We start from the raw sequence: 18,615 nt of genomic DNA, 5'->3' as shown, positions 1-18,615 counted from the left end.
CCTCTGATATGCACATTTGTTATATCTATCGATAACTATTTTCTAATTTACTTCATTATTTTTATATGATTAAATTCAGTTAATAGCCCATGATGAAAGGAGTAGTATGATGACAGATAGCATTAAGTTATTTGCAAATATTCCGACTACATGCATATCAGATGCCATGCAAGGACTGAACAATCTAGATCCAAGTATTAAGCCGTTAAAGGATGAGTTTAAGGGAGCAGGAAGAGCTTTTACAGTAAAAATGCCGGTTGGAGACAATCTTGTTGTACTTCGAGCTATTCGAGAGGCCAAACCCGGTGATATTTTAGTCATTGATGCCAAAGGGGATACTTATCGAGCAATTGCTGGTGATTTTGTAGTAGGTATGGCAAAGACTTTAGGAATAAGAGGAATGGTTGTTGACGGTGTCATCCGTGATATCCAAGGCGTTAAAGCATTAAACTATCCTATCTTTTGTAAAGGAACGACTGTTGCTGCTAGTGGTAAAGCCGGTGTTGGAGAAATAAATGTTCCGATTTCATGTGGAGGAGTTTCGGTCAATCCTGGAGACATCATCGTAGGCGACGCAGATGGAGTAGTAGTCGTACCACAAAACATAGAGAAAGACATTCTTTCAAAATCAATGAAAAAGCTAGATCAAGATATTAAGAGAGAAGAGCAAATTTCAGGGAATCCAGATGCAATAAGGAAGTACCTCGACTCTATTCTTTTAAATAATTAATTGCGTAAATAAGAAACAGTAGTTAGTTTTTTAACTTCTGTTTCTTATTCTAACTACTTTATTTTTAGTATTGAAAAACCAGATCTGTTCTCGGAGTCATTTACGGTTCAATTTTCTATGTTTGATTGTTCTCTAAATGTATTTACACAGTTTTCACATATACAATGTTTCCCATTACTCTCTGTTGGAACGAACTCAAAGATTCCTTTAGGAAATGTTCCTTGCTTACCACACCAGCAGTTCCATTGTTCTTGTGTCCCTGCCATACACTTGTTTTCTTCTCCACATATCGGACAATATTTATTTTCCAACGTCAACAACCGCCTCTCACTTTCCATATATAATAAACGTATTAGCCTTACTAAGGGACATTTTTTAAGTTAACTTGCCGAGATGCTATCTAATTATTCATTTTAATTAAGAAATCGGAAGGCGCGCCCGTCTATTGGCTTTTGACCTCAATCCGATGAGCCCGGAACTAGACAAAAAATTTTGTACAACCTATTATGCTTTCAATAAAAAGGCTTAATCGCCCCCTCCACAACTACCGCTATCCCCTCCGCCAAAATCTCCTCCAAAGCTATCACAATTAGTTGAATCGTCATAGTCTCCTGTGTAATGGGTAGAATGATTGATTCCTTTCATATAACGACGATTTGATGGTTTGGATACACCGATAGCAATAAAAATTATGACAATTGGGAGTAAAATAAGAAAGAATACGGACATTTTCATCACCTCTTTCTTAATTTGTACGTTTGATAATAATGAAAAGTTTCGAATATTTGTTAATGAAAGTTATGTTTTTTGGAGTTTAGTTGGGGGTCTTTTTCATAAATTGAGGGTTATTTTCATTAATTGGGGGTTATTTTCATTAATTGGGGCTTATTTTCATTAATTGGGGCTACAATCGACATAATTGGGGTTTCATATAAAGTGAAACTTCATTCAGTGGGGGTTTTTTCCCCCACTGAATGTTAGTCCCTACGGGATGACCTAAAGGCCCTTGAACCAATCGGACCTTTACGGGCAGTTGTCCCCCACCTATCTTCTTTGCTTTACTACAGAATCTTGAGGTGGGGGTCTTACTGCCCGTTAAGAGTGGGATAAAAAAGGCCTCATCCGAGACCTTTTATATCGCTTTATTCACTTCTACTTCTTTTTGCATTTCTTTTTTTCTATTTAATCGAGGGAATTCAAAGAGAATCGCAAGCACACCGCAAATTCCAATTAAAATAGGGTAGTACGAATATTGTAAAATGCTGATTGGTGAAATCGATGCGATACCCGCTGCTGCTAACATTTGAGCACCGTAAGGAATCAATCCTTGGAACGCACAAGAGAATATATCAAGAATGCTTGCTGATTTCCGCGGATCCACATCAAATTTGTCGGCAATATTTTTTGCAAGCGGTCCAGCGATTAAGATGGAAATCGTATTGTTCGCCGTTGATAAATTCGTTAAGCTAACAAGTCCTGCGATGCTTAGTTGAGCACCTTTGTTCGATTTCACATTTCGTGTCACAAGTTGAAGTAAGAAATCAATACCGCCGTTATGCTTAATAACTGCGACCATTCCAGAAATAAGGATGGCTAATAGAGCAAGGTCTTCCATTCCAACAACACCCGTTCCAATCGCCTGAATGAACGCCATACCACCTTTATAACTGCCGTCAACTAAGCCGATGATTCCAGCAAAAATAATTCCACCCGTTAAGACGATTAACACATTCACTCCAGCTAATGCTGCAATAATCACACCTAAGTACGGTAAAATTTTAATAAAGTTAAAGGATTCATTTGTAATTTGCGCCTCTGCTCCTGCTGTTAATACACCGAACAAAATCGCGGTCACAACGGCAGCCGGTAACACGATAAAGAAGTTTACTTTAAATTTATCTTTCATTTTCGTGTTTTGCGTACGAACAGCTGCAATCGTCGTATCCGAAATAAACGATAAGTTGTCCCCGAACATCGCACCGCCAATCACAGACGCCATCGATAAGGCTAATGAAATATCTGTCTGTTCACTAATTCCAACTCCAATTGGGGCTAATGCGACAATGGTTCCCATCGATGTTCCCATCGAAATCGAAATAAAACAAGCAATGATGAAAACCCCGACGATCAATAAATTTTGCGGTACAACAGAAAGGGCTAAGTTAACAGTGGATTCTACCGCTCCCATACCTTTTGCCACTTCCGAAAAAGCACCTGCTAATAAAAATATGATGACCATTAACATGACATTCGGATTTCCTGCACCTTTTGTAAACACGTCTATTTTCTTGTGCAAAGATTCCTTTCTTTTCATTAAAAGCGAAATACTAGATGCGATCATAATCGCAACAATGACAGGAAATTGATAAAAATCTCCTGTGACAATACCAGCACCGATAAACAAGATTAAAAAGACTAAAAATGGAAATAACGCAAATGGATTTCCCTTTTTGATTTCCATACTTCCACCTCATTTCATAAAATGTCGAAAAGGCCATACAAAAAGACCTCTTCTTTTTGCAAACATAAGAAGAGGTCTTATACGTATCTATAAGAAACCCTTCTTATCTTTCAAGCCAAAAAGCTTGCTGGATTTGGCACAGCACTCATAAATGAGTCCGCTGCCGAGACATCCTCGGGCCAGTCCCTCCGTCTCTCTTGATAAGAAGATATATATTTTTATTTCGCTAAAATAACAAAGTAAATAAAGAGTACAGCATTTTAAACAGAAGTGCAATACTTATCAGGGATGTCATATTTTTTTAAATATTCAATGAAATTTTATTTGCTACTTTATAATGCTTTCTAAACTCCTTGATATATAAGTCTTTTTACTGTATGTTTTTCTTTTCAAAAAGGAAAAAGCTGTCTTAGTTGACAGCTTTTTTATACTGCTTTGCTTAATGTTTTGTATTCAGAATTTTTAAACTTTTTAATTTGAGCAAAATACCAACCGATAACCGCAGCCGTTAAAATTAAGCCGATGATCATAGACGGTCGGAAAGCCATCTGGAACCCTTCTGGAGCGTAAAATAAATACGTAGTAACGACACTTGTCATAAACATTGCGGGAATACTACAAATCCAGTGAAATTTTCCGTTTTGTAATAAGTAGACAGCGCCCGTCCAAAGCATGACCGTTGCAACGACTTGATTTGTCCAGCCAACGTATCGCCATAGGAATGTATAATCCATTTGAGTCAGCGCAAATGTCACAACGATAACTGGAATGGTCAATAATACTGATTTTTTAGGGGAATTCACGTTCATTCCAAATTGCTTCACTAAGTCTACGAGCATCATCCGAGAAGAGCGTAAAGCCGTGTCACCTGTTGTGATTGGTAAAACAATAACACCTAAAATCGCCATAATTCCACCGAGTGTACCGAGTAATGAGGTGCTAATTTCATTGACAACACCTGCAGGTCCACCTTCCGCTAATGCACTACCTAATCCGTTTGTTCCACCGAAGAACGTCATTCCTGCCGCTGCCCAAATGAGCGCGATAACTCCTTCTAATATCATCGCACCGTAAAATACTTTCCGACCGTCACTTTCTTTTTTCATCGTCCGAGCAATAATTGGACTTTGCGTAGAGTGAAATCCAGAGATCGCTCCACATGAAATAGTCACCATAAGCAGTGGCCAAATTGGCAATTCGTTCGGATGTAAATTTTCAAATGTTACGTTTGGAATCGGTTTGTCCATAAAAAACAGTCCGATACCAATGGATACAGCCATAAATAGTAAAACCGCCCCGAAGATTGGATAAATCCGCCCAATCACTTTATTAATTGGTAATACAGCAGCTAACACAAAATAAGCAAATACGATTAGAATCGCTGCCATATAGCTTAACGGTGTTACTTGGGCAATAAGCTGCGCAGGCCCCGCCGTAAAGGCTGCCGCTACTAGGATCATTAAAATGATAGAAAGAACATTAATAAAAGCCTTCACAACATTTCCTAAATAACGACCGACTAATGAAGGATATTGCTCTCCCCCATGCCTTAGTGATAACATTCCGGAAAAATAATCATGAACGGCCCCTGCAAAAATACACCCAATCACGATCCAAATAAAAGCAACCGGACCATATAACGCCCCCATCACAGCTCCAAAAATCGGACCAAGACCAGCAATATTTAAAAGCTGAATGAGTGTCCCTTTCCACCAGCTGAGTGGCGTATAATCAAGCCCATCCGCTTTTGAATAAGCAGGCGTTACATTTGCATCATTAATAACAAATATTTTTTCGACCACTTTCGAATAAATAAAATACCCTAAAATTAATAACACAATTGCCGTCACAAATGTAACCATTTTTGCAACCTCCTAGTTTTGTCGTTTGTAAGTTTAAAGACTATTTTAATGATCTTTTAATAGTTTTTCAATATAGAATTTTGATATTTTTTAGAAAACTCAAGATAGAAGGAGTGATTTTTGAAAACTTACAAGACATAAAAATAGAATTTATGAATTATTTCAAGAGAGGTTCTACTAATGATTAGTTTTAAAATCCACTAACTCTTTATTGGATGGAAAAAACCGGTTTGAATTCCTCATAGTTAAGATAAAAACGCATACGTACTTTAGCAAAGTTAGCTGTGCATTTATTGTTTCAACCCCTCATAGTTAAGATAAAAACGATTCAGTTACCCAATTGTGTCCATCCCATTCGTCGTTTCAATCCCTCATAGTTAAGATAAAAACAGTTTGAAGAAATCCTCGACCTGATTCGGAAGTCGTGTTTCAATCCCTCATAGTTAAGATAAAAACGCGGCAAAACCATTACGGTTAAAGGTGTCTATTTAAGTTTCAATCCCTCATAGTTAAGATAAAAACGCTGTGCGATTTCTTCGCGTCGTGCCACGTCATCCCGGTTTCAATCCCTCATAGTTAAGATAAAAACATTAAAGGCTTATTGCAAAGTCCAGGACTGGGATGACTAGTTTCAATCCCTCATAGTTAAGATAAAAACGCATGAAACGCATTTTGAATTATGTCGGTTGAATGAGTTTCAATCCCTCATAGTTAAGATAAAAACGGGAAATAACGATGCAACTGGTTACATCATATTAACTGAGTTTCAATCCCTCATAGTTAAGATAAAAACAAGTGGTTCGAAACTATGAATCGTACCTTGTATCAGAGTTTCAATCCCTCATAGTTAAGATAAAAACTTGAGCGAGCCGCATAGTCTCCGTCTTCATGCACGGTTTCAATCCCTCATAGTTAAGATAAAAACCGATCTGTCCCAACATATCGCAGGAATGAGTTATTAGTTTCAATCCCTCATAGTTAAGATAAAAACGAAAGATACATTGTATTGATCAAACGTTTGAAGCAAGTTTCAATCCCTCATAGTTAAGATAAAAACTTGTTCGGAGTGTTGTGGCTGTTGTCGTCTCCTTTGTTTCAATCCCTCATAGTTAAGATAAAAACGCACAAAAACAAAAATAAAATGAAAAGGGGAAATGGTTTCAATCCCTCATAGTTAAGATAAAAACCTGGAAAAAGCGATGAATGGACAACAAAAGAAGGGAGTTTCAATCCCTCATAGTTAAGATAAAAACGAGGCTACCGCACACCATAGTAGGCTTAGTGACAGGGGTTTCAATCCCTCATAGTTAAGATAAAAACATCGCTAATAGATTGTCAGACGGGTCAAAAATATAGTTTCAATCCCTCATAGTTAAGATAAAAACCAGTTGCTATTGTTTAGCCGACCAAGCAGACGCACTTGAGTTTCAATCCCTCATAGTTAAGATAAAAACCTTGCGTGCTTCGCTCGGACAATTAAGTATTCATTTGTTTCAATCCCTCATAGTTAAGATAAAAACAAGCAGAAAAGTAGCTATATTTATAAGTAAATAGTGTTTCAATCCCTCATAGTTAAGATAAAAACCTTTGTTCCAGCGCCCATTGTTCCATCTTCTTCAAGGTTTCAATCCCTCATAGTTAAGATAAAAACGAGGTGAAAGTATGAAAAAGAAATTATTGATTGTTAGTTTCAATCCCTCATAGTTAAGATAAAAACTTCGTGGTTCATGACGCGCCCTCCTTTCATCACTCGGTTTCAATCCCTCATAGTTAAGATAAAAACAGCTTTGCGCTCGTATCTTTGATTCGTTGTGCTAAGGTTTCAATCCCTCATAGTTAAGATAAAAACGCAAGGATGAAGGAACTTAAACATGTGCTGAAATATATGTTTCAATCCCTCATAGTTAAGATAAAAACGGCTAAGAGGATTAAATGTGTTCTTCCTATTCTTAGTTTCAATCCCTCATAGTTAAGATAAAAACGGGAGAGAAGAGAGATTCTAACACCCTCACTTCGGTTTCAATCCCTCATAGTTAAGATAAAAACAGGGATGGAAAGCAGGGCTTTAGTGCTTTAATAAACGTTTCAATCCCTCATAGTTAAGATAAAAACTGGAAGACATGGAAGAGAAAATGACAGCTCGTACAGGTTTCAATCCCTCATAGTTAAGATAAAAACGATGGAACGCCACTTTTAGTTGCTACTAATTATTATGGGTTTCAATCCCTCATAGTTAAGATAAAAACATAGTAGAAGGAACATAAATTTTTACTGATTCGCTGTTTCAATCCCTCATAGTTAAGATAAAAACCAATGAAGCCCAGAAAAGCCCTGTAAGGTGTCAAGGTTTCAATCCCTCATAGTTAAGATAAAAACTGTAAGCATGTAAGACTTTGCCTCCAATGTTATTTTGTTTCAATCCCTCATAGTTAAGATAAAAACATGATACACAGACAGAAAAGAATCCATAGAAATGAGCTGTTTCAATCCCTCATAGTTAAGATAAAAACGAGGAGCTATTCCGATACATGAAAGATGAGTTAGATGGTTTCAATCCCTCATAGTTAAGATAAAAACCTTCGCGCGTGTTTATAGCAGCAGCATATATATTATTTGGTTTCAATCCCTCATAGTTAAGATAAAAACTCTAAGTCGCTATTGAACTGATCTTTAAATTCTTTGTTTCAATCCCTCATAGTTAAGATAAAAACAAGTGAAATCACCGAAGAGTTTAAACGACTTGGATTGTTTCAATCCCTCATAGTTAAGATAAAAACGAAAAAAGAGGATATCGAAAAACTTCTTGATGAAAAGTGTTTCAATCCCTCATAGTTAAGATAAAAACCAGACTCTTGATGATCATCTTGATCAGTTTGCTTAGAGTTTCAATCCCTCATAGTTAAGATAAAAACCTATCACAACTAACAATGTGCTCGTCATGGTTGGCGTTTCAATCCCTCATAGTTAAGATAAAAACGTATAGCTCGTGGAACGTAACGCTATCATATTGCTTGTGTTTCAATCCCTCATAGTTAAGATAAAAACATTTATGAAAGTATTCAAAAAATCGAAAAAGAATCGGGGTTTCAATCCCTCATAGTTAAGATAAAAACCCCAAAAAACCGCATGTATTATAGGTTCTACATTCTTTTTTGAATTCCTTTTTATTTGTTTTAAAAAATGTGCCTTTTTTGTTAAAATGGGTATTTTTTCTTTAATGCTTTGATTTTGTCAATTTTCCTTTGAATTTCGAAAAGTCGTCGATCTCCCGGGATTTTAGCGCTATTGGAGGTCGACGACTTTTTTTACTTAATAATCTGAAACATTCCAAAACCTTGTGAGTTTCTACTTCCTAGTCCCGATCCATAAGCGAATCGGATTTGCTCTGGAGATGAAGATAGTTCAAATTTTCCCTGCCATGCTGTAATTCGAAATCCTTTAAAGCTTGTAACTACTTTGTATTTCTGTTTTACATCAATCGGCTTAATGACGAATCTTGTTTCAGGACTTGTTCCATAAAACGCTTCATATTTATTATAAAAGTTATTCTCAACCATAATTGGAAATACTTCATCAAATGGCGAGAAAAAGTGTGTCTTTTTTGTTCCATTTGCTTGTTCATATGTACTATAAACAGTAAGTGGTGACAACATCTCAATCAAATACGATTGTTCATTGATTTCTACTTTTTCCACTTCAACTTTTACGATTTCTAGAGGCTGTCCTTTAAGGTAAATTGTTTCACCACGAAACAGAAAATTCTCACCGAGCAATTGGATAAATTGGGACATGACAGCCCCTACATGCCAAGTAATGGTATTAAAATATTTTATCTTTTTTTCTTTTCTAAGAATAACATGCTCACCGAATAATCGACTGAATGTAAACAACTTAAATGATCTCTTTCCTTTTTGAAATCCTTTATCATGTATAAATGACGAAAAAGTTGGATCATTTAATGAACTATATAACAATCCTTGAAGACACTCTTGATAATTGAGCGGTAAGATTAACGAATCATTGATTGGTCGAAATTGTACTTTTAATCTCATGTATTCAAACTCCTTATTATAAAATAAATTCATCTCCACCTTTTTTCAATCCGTACTCTTCTCTTTTCGAGTACTTTTGTGATCGAAATGTATAAAAAATAATGGAATCTTCTTCTGGATTCATCAATGCTTTCAATTCATATTTTAACTTTTTAAAATTAGCTTGTGTCATTTCCCCTTCAAAAACTGAATTTTGCACCCAATGCAGATATTTTCTTGAAATCTTTAAAGCTTTGCCAACTCTTCTTTCGTTAAAATCATAAACGAGAATAACAAACAATTCACTTCACCTACCATTTCGCCGCATACGGTTGATAGAGTGCTTCCCCTAGAATATGCTTTTGCAGTTTATATAACTCAAGGCGGATTAACCTTCGATATGAAACGGATTTGCCAAGATGTCGATGATTAATCGTCGTCTGCATTTTTTTCTCCAACTCACTTATAAACACCTTTCTTCCTTCCTCTGACAGCAAAATCCCATCCGTCATTTTTTCAAAATGCTTTTTGGATAACATCTTTTTATTAATGAGTGTAAAAATTAACCGATCAACAATGATTGGTTTAAAAATTTCAGCAATGTCTAAGTTTAGCGAGAACCTTCTAAAATTCGTCGCATGCAAATAACCAATTCTTGGATCTAAATACGTTTTATAAATTTCACTTAACACCATCGTATAAACAATAGAGTTTCCGAAACTAATTAACGCGTTTAAACGATTAAGCGGTGGCCTTTTTGATCGTTTTTCAAAAATGAAATCTTTGTTGTTTATGATCGTATCGAACGTCGAATAATATTTTTCTCTCATATGTCCTTCACTAGCCATCAACTCCTCAACTGAATTCGCTTCAAGTAACCGTTTCTTTTCTTCTTTCATTTGGACAATTACATCTTTTAATCGTCCATTATCTGTTATGCGTGATTCATAATATTTCAAAACTCGGTGCATTTGCTGTATGGAACCATCAATAAACGTTCGGGCTAACGTTAATCTTTTCTGATTATCTAAATAATGCTCGGCTTGTTTTAAAATAACGTGACCGGCATTTAAATGTTCCCTCGGATAAAACGATCCAATATAATATCCATAGTGGTTAAAATAATGAATGATTAACTCTTTTTGAGATGCAAATTCAAGAAATCGTTTGGAAACATCAACCTCACCAAAAAGATAAATATCATTCGTGTTTTCCACAGGAATATATTTCTTCCTTCCCTCGCTTTCAAAATATAAGCTATTATCTTTCCGGCGTAATTCACCATTTTGAAATATATAGAGCGTCTTTTTCACATTTATCCCTCCGCCCAGCAATATTCTTTATACGCGCACTTACGACAAAATGGAATTTTTTCTGGATTTGGTGGTACTGGAAGTCGAGCGATTTTCCGGATATCTTCCATCGCTTTTTTTAATTCCTCTATTCCTTCCACACTCCATTCAACGACTTCCTTCTTTCGCTCTTCGGGAAATAATAGCTCTCCTTTTGCCTCGATCCCCATTTTTCTTAAGTTGTCCAAATAATAAAGCAGTTGCATTTTAGCACTTTTTTTAAACTTTGAAGACTTCTTTACTTCACCTACAATGAGTTGACCATTTTCAGTTCTCAAACGATCCACTACTATATTACCAATTGAAATTTCTTTTTTATCGCGACGATATCTTTGCTCAGAAATAAATCGTCCGTAGTCTAAGTCCTCATGATCTTGATCAGCTGCAATTTGGTGGATCAGTAACCAAACTTCTCTTTTACATACAAAGTAATACCAAATGTGTGTACCGGTTATCGGCATTTCAAAGCTCATTATTTCACCTACCATATTAATCCTGTACTACTTGTTTTATATCCTAAAACAAGATCATAAAAATCACTTAACTGATCCTGACCGACATAGCCAATCCCGTTTCTTAAAGGCGGTTTATGATCAACTTTTAATGGAATCGACACGACATATTGATGAAACTTCGAATTGATTTTTGAAAACTTTTCTTGTTGTTCCCATCTATTTTGAATGTCTAAAATTTTCTCAAATCGATTAAATATGTCTCGTGCCTCATCATTTAATTCGATAAACACTTCGATTCGGTCATGGTTTTCTTCAATTAATTTAAAATGGGAAATCGGAATGCGATCGGACTCTACCTCACCGTCAAAATATAATGTCTTCATTCCATTTAACAGGCTAGTAGATTCTTTGTTAGCCACTCTCTCTAAAAGCTTTTGAAAATAGATTTCAATGTATTGAAGAAACTCTTTTTCACTGAGTTTTGGCTTTGTCCTTAACAGTTCCTTTGTAACATTTAATCGAATGGCATCATAAATATACGATGCATAACTCCTATGACCATCTTTCAGATGAATAACATGAACTTCACCTTTATTCAAACCATTTCGATTGCATCTTCCAGCAGCTTGATGGATGGAATCAAGCGGAGCTATATCACGATAAACAACATCAAAATCAATATCCACCCCTGCCTCTACAAGCTGTGTACTAACGACTACTCGATATTTTCCACTTTTCATATCTTTAATTCTTTTCAATCGCTCATAAGGAGTAATATGAGTCGATAAAAAAGTCACTTCATCCCCATCGATCAGTTCGGTCATTTCTTCATAAAACTCTTTAGCAGACCCAATTGTATTAAAAATAAATAAATAGGACTTATGATCATCTAGTTGCAACGAATCAATCAGATCAGTAATCGTAACGGGTGCCATATGCGCAAACAACTCAACACGGGATAATACGTGATAATAATTCTCTGGTACGACTAATTGTGTGATTTCCTCTTTCGGAAGAATAGCTGGCGTTGTCGCAGAACTAAACACAAAATAACACCCTAAATTTTCTGATAAAGCCTTCATCGTTTCCCGAATAACAAGCCAATATTTATGCGGAATAGCTTGAACCTCATCAATAATAATGATGGCATTTGCTAGGCGATGAAACTTTCTTAAAGATTTATTTTTATTCGAAAAAATCGTTTGAAACAATTGTATAAAGGTTGTTAATATAATTTCTGCATTCCATCCTTCTATTAATAATTTTGCAGCGTTATAATCGTACGTTTGATAGCTTTCTTGATCATAAATAGAATAGTGAAAATCAGCCAGATGATGATGAGCAAGAACTAATGATTGATCCACTTTTATTTGATTTTCTTTAAAAATCGTTTGGATGATTTGTTCGGTCTGGTCAATAACACTTAAAAAAGGTAAGCTATAAATAATTCTTGGCTTAATTCCTTCAGTCTCCTCAACCACTCTTCTTAAATTTAACGCAAATTGGATTGATGTTAATGTTTTCCCAAGCCCGGTCGGTAATTGCAGAGAATAAAAGTGGTTGGATAAATCTATATTATGTTGATCCACTTCCTGAAACGCTTTTTCACGCAATTGATTTAACTCCGTTTTTTTCCATTGTTGTGCACTTTTATATGTTTTGATGAGATTATTTGCTAAATCTTTGCGTTTTGGAAAGTGATGTCTTTGTAAAATCCCTGCCTCAGACTTATCAGCATCAATTAATATCGAAAATAAAAATAAATATTGGATATAAAGCGAAAGGGAATTTCCATCTCGATTGTACTGCATTACTTTCCGACGAATTTTTCGCGCTTCTTTAAATAAATCTTCGACCCAGCTTTCACAAACGTCCTTTGTCAACGGGCTATAATACGGCATCGTTTTGAATGTTTCGTTTAATAACCGAAAGTCAATAGAATCAATTTGCATGATTAGTTGCTCTTTCATCTCATGATTGAACTGTTTAAACTCATCAAGCCAATTCGTTAGTTGCCCGTGATGCCTTTTAACAATGAGGAAAGAGATGAGTATTAATCGGTCGTCAGAAAAATGCGTATCCAATTCTTTATTCATAAATTGATAAAGGAGAAAAGCCGAAAGCAAACTATGACTTTTCAACTGGTTTGAAATTTTTATATCTCCAACATGGCGTATATATTTTTGAAAATAGCTTGTCGCCTTGCCAATATCATGAAAGAGTCCAAGTAGCTCCGCAATCTCCTTTATTTCTTCATTATCATGAAAGGATAAGTTTTTTTCATCTATAAAGTGTTCAATTTGTTTTAAGACTCCTTGAACATGTAATTGTAATGAATAATCCGGATGTGAAAGAAGCGTCTCCACACCTTGCACCCCCCAATGAAAGAAAAGCACGTTTTAACACAAACGTGCTTTGTTTAAACAAGGCTAATTGATAAACGTAATGTAGTCTCCATGCTCATTTTGATAACATTCACTTATGCTAGCTTTTATAGGCATGCCATTGGGCTCAAAAATGACTTCTTCATAATTTGACACGACTCTTTGAGGGCTCATGGCCGTCGCAACTCTTTCCTTCATATACGTTTTTCCTTCTTCGATTTCTACCCCATTTGATGCAACATAAGAAGCAGGAATTGAAGTTAAAATATTATTTTTTTCCTCAAGAGGGCATTTTTGAAAAAAATCGTCCCGTACGTAGCGAAAATTAGCTAGACATTCACTTAGTCCTAAAGAAGTTGAAAACACCGTTTTATGTTCCTTTACATAATCAATCAAACGATTAAATAACTGCTCGTCTGTTAAATGAATATAACATCGATAATACGGATTCTTTAAGAATTCCGTTCGGATTTGTGTTCTAGCCCCTTCCCTCCGTTGTTTCGGAATCCAAACTTTTCCTTTTGTATTAATATAGTTCATACCTAAGCGAATTTTTTTAATCGGATTCACAATTTGCACACCATATTTTACGGTGTTTTCATTTACCTTCATTAAGTATTGATTCTCTTCCTTTGAAAGTCCTAAAATTGCACCTAATATTCCATACATCGCTGTCGGTGGTATGATTGAATAGGTTAATGGTGAAGATGTTGTAAAATATTTACGAAAATGACCGTAATCTGCCCAAATATCAAAAACGAGAACTTTCATCTTCTTCACCCTTAATATGACAATAGTTTAACAACAAATTCTTTATTCTTTAACTCATTAATTAAATCAGAAGATAATTGTAGGCGTTCGTCTATTGCTACTTGAATGGAATCGATTTTGTGATGATACTTTGTAAGTACGTCAATAAGCGGATCAACATCAATAACATAATCTCGAACGTCTCGAATCTCTTCCGCAACTTTTTCTGAATGTAACTGAATATATTTATCTAACTCCCCAATTTGAAAATGCTTCTCTTTATAAACTACATTCATAAGCAAACGAGGAACTTGTCCAACTTTTGACCGTGAAATTAAACTTTTCGTCCCATTCCACATTCCTTCTAAAAGTAATTGTACATCTTCTCCTGTTAACTTTGTGAATTTTGCTGCCTCTTCATTAACGATTCCATAAAATGAAATCATGGAATACGGGAGTACATATTCTTCTCTAAACGTTTTTTGCGAGGCATTGCTACCTGAGGCGAATGCACCCGTTCCTTTCACATATTCTAGTTTCACAGAATGTAAAGATTGCCCCATTTTAAATTGAACAGGACCTGTATGAGTGATTGAACTTTTCTCAATTGGAAGTGTGACACCAAATAATCGAACGTCAATACAAGAAGAAAGGACTTGTTCGTTAATGATTTCCTTCATTTTGGCAAGAGTAACACTCGATTTTTTTATTTTCTCTCCATTTTCAACGAGGAAGTCTTCCGCTCGCTGCTTAGCGTCTTGTATGTAATCATTTTCATCAGCAATTTCACGAATAAAAATTTCCTTTTCGCGATATTGATAGAGAAAATCGCGAACCGTTCGCTTTAAACGAACGTCCGTAACAATGTTTCTCCCAGTTTCTTCATCGATCCGTGGTTTGTTTTCATCAACCGGATCACCATTTGGATTCACCCACTGAGCATCGTACAAAAATAAGATTTCTGATCGATTTTTAAGCATTCGTTGTTACCTCCTCTTTTTCATATAAAACATTTTTTACTTTCGTTGCTAAAGTCATGCCACAAACAAAATAATAGTTTAGTTGATCGACAGGGAGCTTCCATTTTTCTTGTGATTTCATAAAATATGATGCAATCTCTTCTGCTAATAACCTTCTAGATTTTGTGAACGATCCATATTCTTCTAATTTATTGATCACTTTTGGAAGTAAAGCTTTCATAGTGCTTTCATCCATTTTCAGTCCCTTTAATTGCTTCATAAAAGGTTTCGAGCCGCGTTCGATTTGTTGAACTTCTAACAATATCTGTGTCAATGAGCCGAGTAAGAAAACTCCTCTCTTCTCGTTCGAATTTAGTTGCTGACCAAATTCTTCAAATAAAGAGTCGAATTTGCCCATAAGTTCTTGTCCTCCTTCCATATGTAACACATCAATTTTTTCCAAAAATAATAGGCAAGCGATTGCTTGTTTTACCTTCCAATAAAATTGTTCTTCACTGTGCTGGATAAAACTTTTGCGAATTTCTTTCATCATAAATTTCAATAGGAATGACAGTTTTAACTCTTTTTTCTTAAAAGTAGATTCAACTACAGTTAAAAAGTATTTATTCAAATCTGCATTCCGCTTTCCGTCGTCCGATTTCGCAAAAAAGGTTCGGAAATAGCCATAATGAAAGTTACCGAATTCATCACGATTTTTTCTATAAAGGACTGTTTTTTCTACATGCTCTTTCGCTTGAAACAACTGACGCAACCTTGACGGCAAAATATCATCAATCACTAGTAAAATCCGTTCCGCACTTTGAACTTTTTGCATAAACAATAAATGAAACGAAATCGTATTATTTTGTTCAGATAATACTTCTAATAAATCCCCTTCATCTGTCATAAGAGAATTTTTATGGTCTTTTGATAATTGAATATGCTTTTTTTGATTTTGCAAAATTTCTAATACTTCGTCATCACTTTCCATCTCTTCATTTTTCAGAAGGAAACTAGGGATTAATAAATATGGTAATCCATAAAATTGAAACTGTAGTTTTTCTTCGATAAAATGTCTTCCTGCTTCAACAAATGATTTACACTCCAAACAAACCGGATAATTCCGCCACGCATTTTCTTCTTGGAACCCCCCAGTAATGAATCCTGGCTTATCGAGTGTGAAAAATTTGAAGACGGACATTTTCCCTATAACTGTTGACTTATTTTGATTACAAATGGAACATCTTTGGTTCGATTCAGAAACTTCAAAATCTTTTTTGTGGATTAAATAGGAAAAAGCTTCAGTGAAAATATGAGTATCAAAGAGATAATGATTATTTACTTTCAATGAGATTAATACCCTTTGCTGGAACGATTCAATATTTTGTTCAAGATCGTTCAGTATGTCGTCTCTTTTCTCTAACAAACTTTCATAAATCATTTCCAATTTATCCGTATGAGGGGCTTTTTTATCCTTAATAACACTTTTAAACCAACCTAAAATTTTTTGCTCAAAAGTGTTATTTAACACAGTAACTTTTGCAGTTGGAGCAAAATTAGCTCCCCTAGATGATCCTGATCGAAACAAATATTTCGCATAATCCGAAGAAGTCTCCTCATAATCAATTCCTTTATAAATATAACGATTATCGGATTCTTCAAGTAAGATAAAAAAACAGTAAGGATACCCTGGGTTTTCAACCACTTGTTCGATCGCACTTTTGCTCTCAGTTTTCAAAAGATTTTCTCCTAAACGAGCAATCGATTCTATCAAACACTTCACCCCACTTTTTTATAAAATAGGTCAAAAATACTATCTATAAATAAGCAATTATACATCCACCTCTAAATTCCTCTCTAAAAATTTCTAAATATTAATTTTTTAATAGCTGTTCGTCAAATTGACACATTTTTGAAGAATTAAAAAAAGAATAGCAAGCTCCCTTACCAATCAATTCCCTATCCTCTCAATAACTACCAACCTAGCCACAAAGACATTACAAAGCCAAAATGGATCCTCACCCCTTCATAGTTAAGATAAAAACTAGAAGGATATGCGGGAGAAGTGAATGTGGAATTTCGTTTCAATTCTTCAGAGTTAAGATAAAAACGCAACGAATTGTATAGTGAATCACCGAAAGAATTGTAGTTTCAATCCCTCATAGTTAAGATAAAAACTGGCGTGCCTGTTCTGGTTGCTACTAACTATTATGGGTTTCAATCCCTCATAGTTAAGATAAAAACGCTTTACGAGATTTAGAGACACTGTTTATCGAAGGAAAAGGTTTCAATCCCTCATAGTTAAGATAAAAACGATATTCAGCAATTTATCGGAGCTGACGAAACAAAGTTTCAATCCCTCATAGTTAAGAGAATTAATTTACCAACTAAAACTTATACGTGTTTCAATCCCTCATAGTTAAGATAAAAACATATACAGTTTTCCCTTGTACAAGATCACCACCTCGTTTCAATCCCTCATAGTTAAGATAAAAACTCCTTCGTTCATTCTTCACGTTTTCGAATTCTTGGGTTTCAATCCCTCATAGTTAAGATAAAAACAGTTTGGGAAGTTGACAGTTTTAGGAAAATCTAACATGTTTCAATCCCTCATAGTTAAGATAAAAACGCGTTTGTTTCTGCCGTATTGGCGACCGTATCTGCAGTTTCAATCCCTCATAGTTAAGATAAAAACTGTGCACATTCTTGTATATTATACATTGTGAAAACTCAGTTTCAATCCCTCATAGTTAAGATAAAAACGTGGAAATGGCGAGTATGAGGTGTATTCTGGTAGATGTTTCAATCCCTCATAGTTAAGATAAAAACGTTATCTTCGTAAACAATCTTATCTCCGAAAATACGTTTCAATCCCTCATAGTTAAGATAAAAACGTGGAAATGGCGAGTATGAGGTGTATTCTGGTAGATGTTTCAATCCCTCATAGTTAAGATAAAAACGTTTGAGGGTTACCGCTCGCATCCATATTGACATTGTAGTTTCAATCCCTCATAGTTAAGATAAAAACGCTAGCGAAAACAACCCGCAAACATGCGAGGGAAAAAGTTTCAATCCCTCATAGTTAAGATAAAAACTATGGAACTGACATTATGGCAGTCCAAACTCAAAAGTTTCAATCCCTCATAGTTAAGATAAAAACATTTTGGAACAAGTACGGCATTCAAATGAAATACGAGTTTCAATCCCTCATAGTTAAGATAAAAACCGCGCGTGTTTATAGCAGCAGCATATATATTATTTGGTTTCAATCCCTCATAGTTAAGATAAAAACAATTCAGTTGACACATATATTGAGAAGGCATTTCGGTTTCAATCCCTCATAGTTAAGATAAAAACAAGAATAAGCAACAATTTTGTAGGGTAAGCGTAAAATAGTCCCCACCTTCATGCAGATGGGGACTTGAAGTATTATTTAAATAACTTTTTAAAAGAAATACAAGACACTGGTAAAGATGTTGACCATGGAAGTAGTCGGTCTAAGGCATCCATATCTGTCAAATCTATATTGGGAAGCTGCTCAAATAGATAGCGAAGGTAGTAATAAGGATTTAATCCATTTGCGATCGCTGTCTCCACAATACTGTAAATGATGGCACTGGCTCTTGCGCCT

General features: G+C 35.3%; 14 protein-coding genes, 2 CRISPR repeat arrays and 1 riboswitch. Of the genes, 1 reads left to right on the top strand and 13 read right to left on the bottom strand.

Going from position 1 to position 18,615, the window contains the following annotated elements:
* Positions 1 to 109 precede the first annotated feature (109 nt).
* Positions 110 to 730, top strand: a complete 621-nt coding sequence (locus tag MLD65_RS11920; RefSeq protein ID WP_243292143.1) for an RraA family protein — start codon at positions 110 to 112, stop codon at positions 728 to 730.
* A 107-nt stretch (positions 731 to 837) separates the two neighbouring features.
* Here MLD65_RS11920 and MLD65_RS11915 read toward each other — a convergent pair whose 3' ends face one another.
* The 13 genes from MLD65_RS11915 to MLD65_RS11855 form a co-directional block, all read right to left on the bottom strand.
* Positions 838 to 1,068 (bottom strand): cysteine-rich CWC family protein, encoded by a 231-nt coding sequence (locus tag MLD65_RS11915; protein ID WP_279326059.1) that lies wholly within the window; start codon positions 1,066 to 1,068, stop codon positions 838 to 840.
* 187 nt (positions 1,069 to 1,255) lie between these two features.
* Positions 1,256 to 1,459, bottom strand: a complete 204-nt coding sequence (locus MLD65_RS11910) for a hypothetical protein (RefSeq protein ID WP_243292095.1) — start codon at positions 1,457 to 1,459, stop codon at positions 1,256 to 1,258.
* Between the two features lie 403 nt (positions 1,460 to 1,862).
* Positions 1,863 to 3,191, bottom strand: coding sequence for a Na+/H+ antiporter NhaC family protein (locus tag MLD65_RS11905; RefSeq protein WP_243292094.1), 1,329 nt, complete (start codon positions 3,189 to 3,191; stop codon positions 1,863 to 1,865).
* Between the two features lie 100 nt (positions 3,192 to 3,291).
* A riboswitch (SAM riboswitch) is annotated at positions 3,292 to 3,398 on the bottom strand.
* Positions 3,399 to 3,616: 218 nt separating this feature from the next.
* Positions 3,617 to 5,053 (bottom strand): carbon starvation CstA family protein, encoded by a 1,437-nt coding sequence (locus tag MLD65_RS11900; RefSeq protein WP_243292093.1) that lies wholly within the window; start codon positions 5,051 to 5,053, stop codon positions 3,617 to 3,619.
* A 228-nt stretch (positions 5,054 to 5,281) separates the two neighbouring features.
* A CRISPR array of direct repeats spans positions 5,282 to 8,166; the repeat unit is 30 nt; unit sequence GTTTCAATCCCTCATAGTTAAGATAAAAAC.
* 192 nt (positions 8,167 to 8,358) lie between these two features.
* Positions 8,359 to 9,105, bottom strand: coding sequence for a CRISPR-associated endoribonuclease Cas6 (gene cas6 / locus MLD65_RS11895; RefSeq protein WP_243292092.1), 747 nt, complete (start codon positions 9,103 to 9,105; stop codon positions 8,359 to 8,361).
* A 16-nt stretch (positions 9,106 to 9,121) separates the two neighbouring features.
* Positions 9,122 to 9,385: a CRISPR-associated endonuclease Cas2 gene (gene cas2 / locus MLD65_RS11890; RefSeq protein WP_243292091.1), complete on the bottom strand. Its 264-nt coding sequence runs from the start codon at positions 9,383 to 9,385 to the stop codon at positions 9,122 to 9,124.
* A gap of 10 nt (positions 9,386 to 9,395) precedes the next feature.
* On the bottom strand, positions 9,396 to 10,397 hold the full coding sequence (cas1b, locus tag MLD65_RS11885) for a type I-B CRISPR-associated endonuclease Cas1b (RefSeq protein ID WP_243292090.1): 1,002 nt from the start codon (positions 10,395 to 10,397) through the stop codon (positions 9,396 to 9,398).
* Positions 10,398 to 10,399: 2 nt separating this feature from the next.
* Entirely contained in the window at positions 10,400 to 10,909 is a 510-nt protein-coding gene (gene cas4, locus MLD65_RS11880) for a CRISPR-associated protein Cas4 (RefSeq protein ID WP_243292089.1), read from the bottom strand.
* A gap of 8 nt (positions 10,910 to 10,917) precedes the next feature.
* A complete protein-coding gene (cas3, locus tag MLD65_RS11875; RefSeq protein WP_243292088.1) occupies positions 10,918 to 13,257 on the bottom strand; it encodes a CRISPR-associated helicase Cas3' in 2,340 nt (779 codons plus the stop codon).
* A 63-nt stretch (positions 13,258 to 13,320) separates the two neighbouring features.
* Positions 13,321 to 14,046: a type I-B CRISPR-associated protein Cas5b gene (gene cas5b / locus MLD65_RS11870; protein WP_243292087.1), complete on the bottom strand. Its 726-nt coding sequence runs from the start codon at positions 14,044 to 14,046 to the stop codon at positions 13,321 to 13,323.
* Positions 14,047 to 14,057: 11 nt separating this feature from the next.
* Complete coding sequence (gene cas7b, locus MLD65_RS11865) at positions 14,058 to 15,005, bottom strand: type I-B CRISPR-associated protein Cas7/Csh2 (RefSeq protein WP_243292086.1); 948 nt, start codon at positions 15,003 to 15,005, stop codon at positions 14,058 to 14,060.
* On the bottom strand, positions 14,998 to 16,767 hold the full coding sequence (locus MLD65_RS11860; protein ID WP_347709296.1) for a TIGR02556 family CRISPR-associated protein: 1,770 nt from the start codon (positions 16,765 to 16,767) through the stop codon (positions 14,998 to 15,000). Before MLD65_RS11860 ends, cas7b begins: the two co-directional genes overlap by 8 nt.
* Before the next feature lie 232 nt (positions 16,768 to 16,999).
* A CRISPR array of direct repeats spans positions 17,000 to 18,341; the repeat unit is 30 nt; unit sequence GTTTCAATCCCTCATAGTTAAGATAAAAAC.
* A gap of 72 nt (positions 18,342 to 18,413) precedes the next feature.
* Positions 18,414 to 18,615, bottom strand: a 202-nt coding sequence (locus MLD65_RS11855) for a transposase domain-containing protein (protein WP_243292084.1), incomplete at its 5' end; no start/stop codon positions are given.

Origin of the sequence: Bacillus sp. FJAT-47783, from assembly GCF_022808615.1 — a bacterium.
Lineage (GTDB): Bacteria > Bacillota > Bacilli > Bacillales > Aeribacillaceae > Bacillus_BZ.
Note: the sequence above shows the minus strand (reverse complement) of the source record. Positions and strands in the feature narration are given on the sequence as shown.

Excerpts from the sequence above, each read along its gene's own strand:
- MLD65_RS11900 (WP_243292093.1), bottom strand. The coding sequence starts at position 5,053 with ATGGTTACATTTGTGACGGCAATTGTGTTATTAATTTTAGGGTATTTT.
- MLD65_RS11910 (WP_243292095.1), bottom strand. The coding sequence starts at position 1,459 with ATGTCCGTATTCTTTCTTATTTTACTCCCAATTGTCATAATTTTTATT.
- cas6 (WP_243292092.1), bottom strand. The coding sequence starts at position 9,105 with ATGAGATTAAAAGTACAATTTCGACCAATCAATGATTCGTTAATCTTA.
- cas7b (WP_243292086.1), bottom strand. The coding sequence starts at position 15,005 with ATGCTTAAAAATCGATCAGAAATCTTATTTTTGTACGATGCTCAGTGG.
- cas5b (WP_243292087.1), bottom strand. The coding sequence starts at position 14,046 with ATGAAAGTTCTCGTTTTTGATATTTGGGCAGATTACGGTCATTTTCGT.
- cas4 (WP_243292089.1), bottom strand. The coding sequence starts at position 10,909 with ATGAGCTTTGAAATGCCGATAACCGGTACACACATTTGGTATTACTTT.
- MLD65_RS11915 (WP_279326059.1), bottom strand. The coding sequence starts at position 1,068 with ATGGAAAGTGAGAGGCGGTTGTTGACGTTGGAAAATAAATATTGTCCG.
- MLD65_RS11920 (WP_243292143.1), top strand. The coding sequence starts at position 110 with ATGACAGATAGCATTAAGTTATTTGCAAATATTCCGACTACATGCATA.
- MLD65_RS11905 (WP_243292094.1), bottom strand. The coding sequence starts at position 3,191 with ATGGAAATCAAAAAGGGAAATCCATTTGCGTTATTTCCATTTTTAGTC.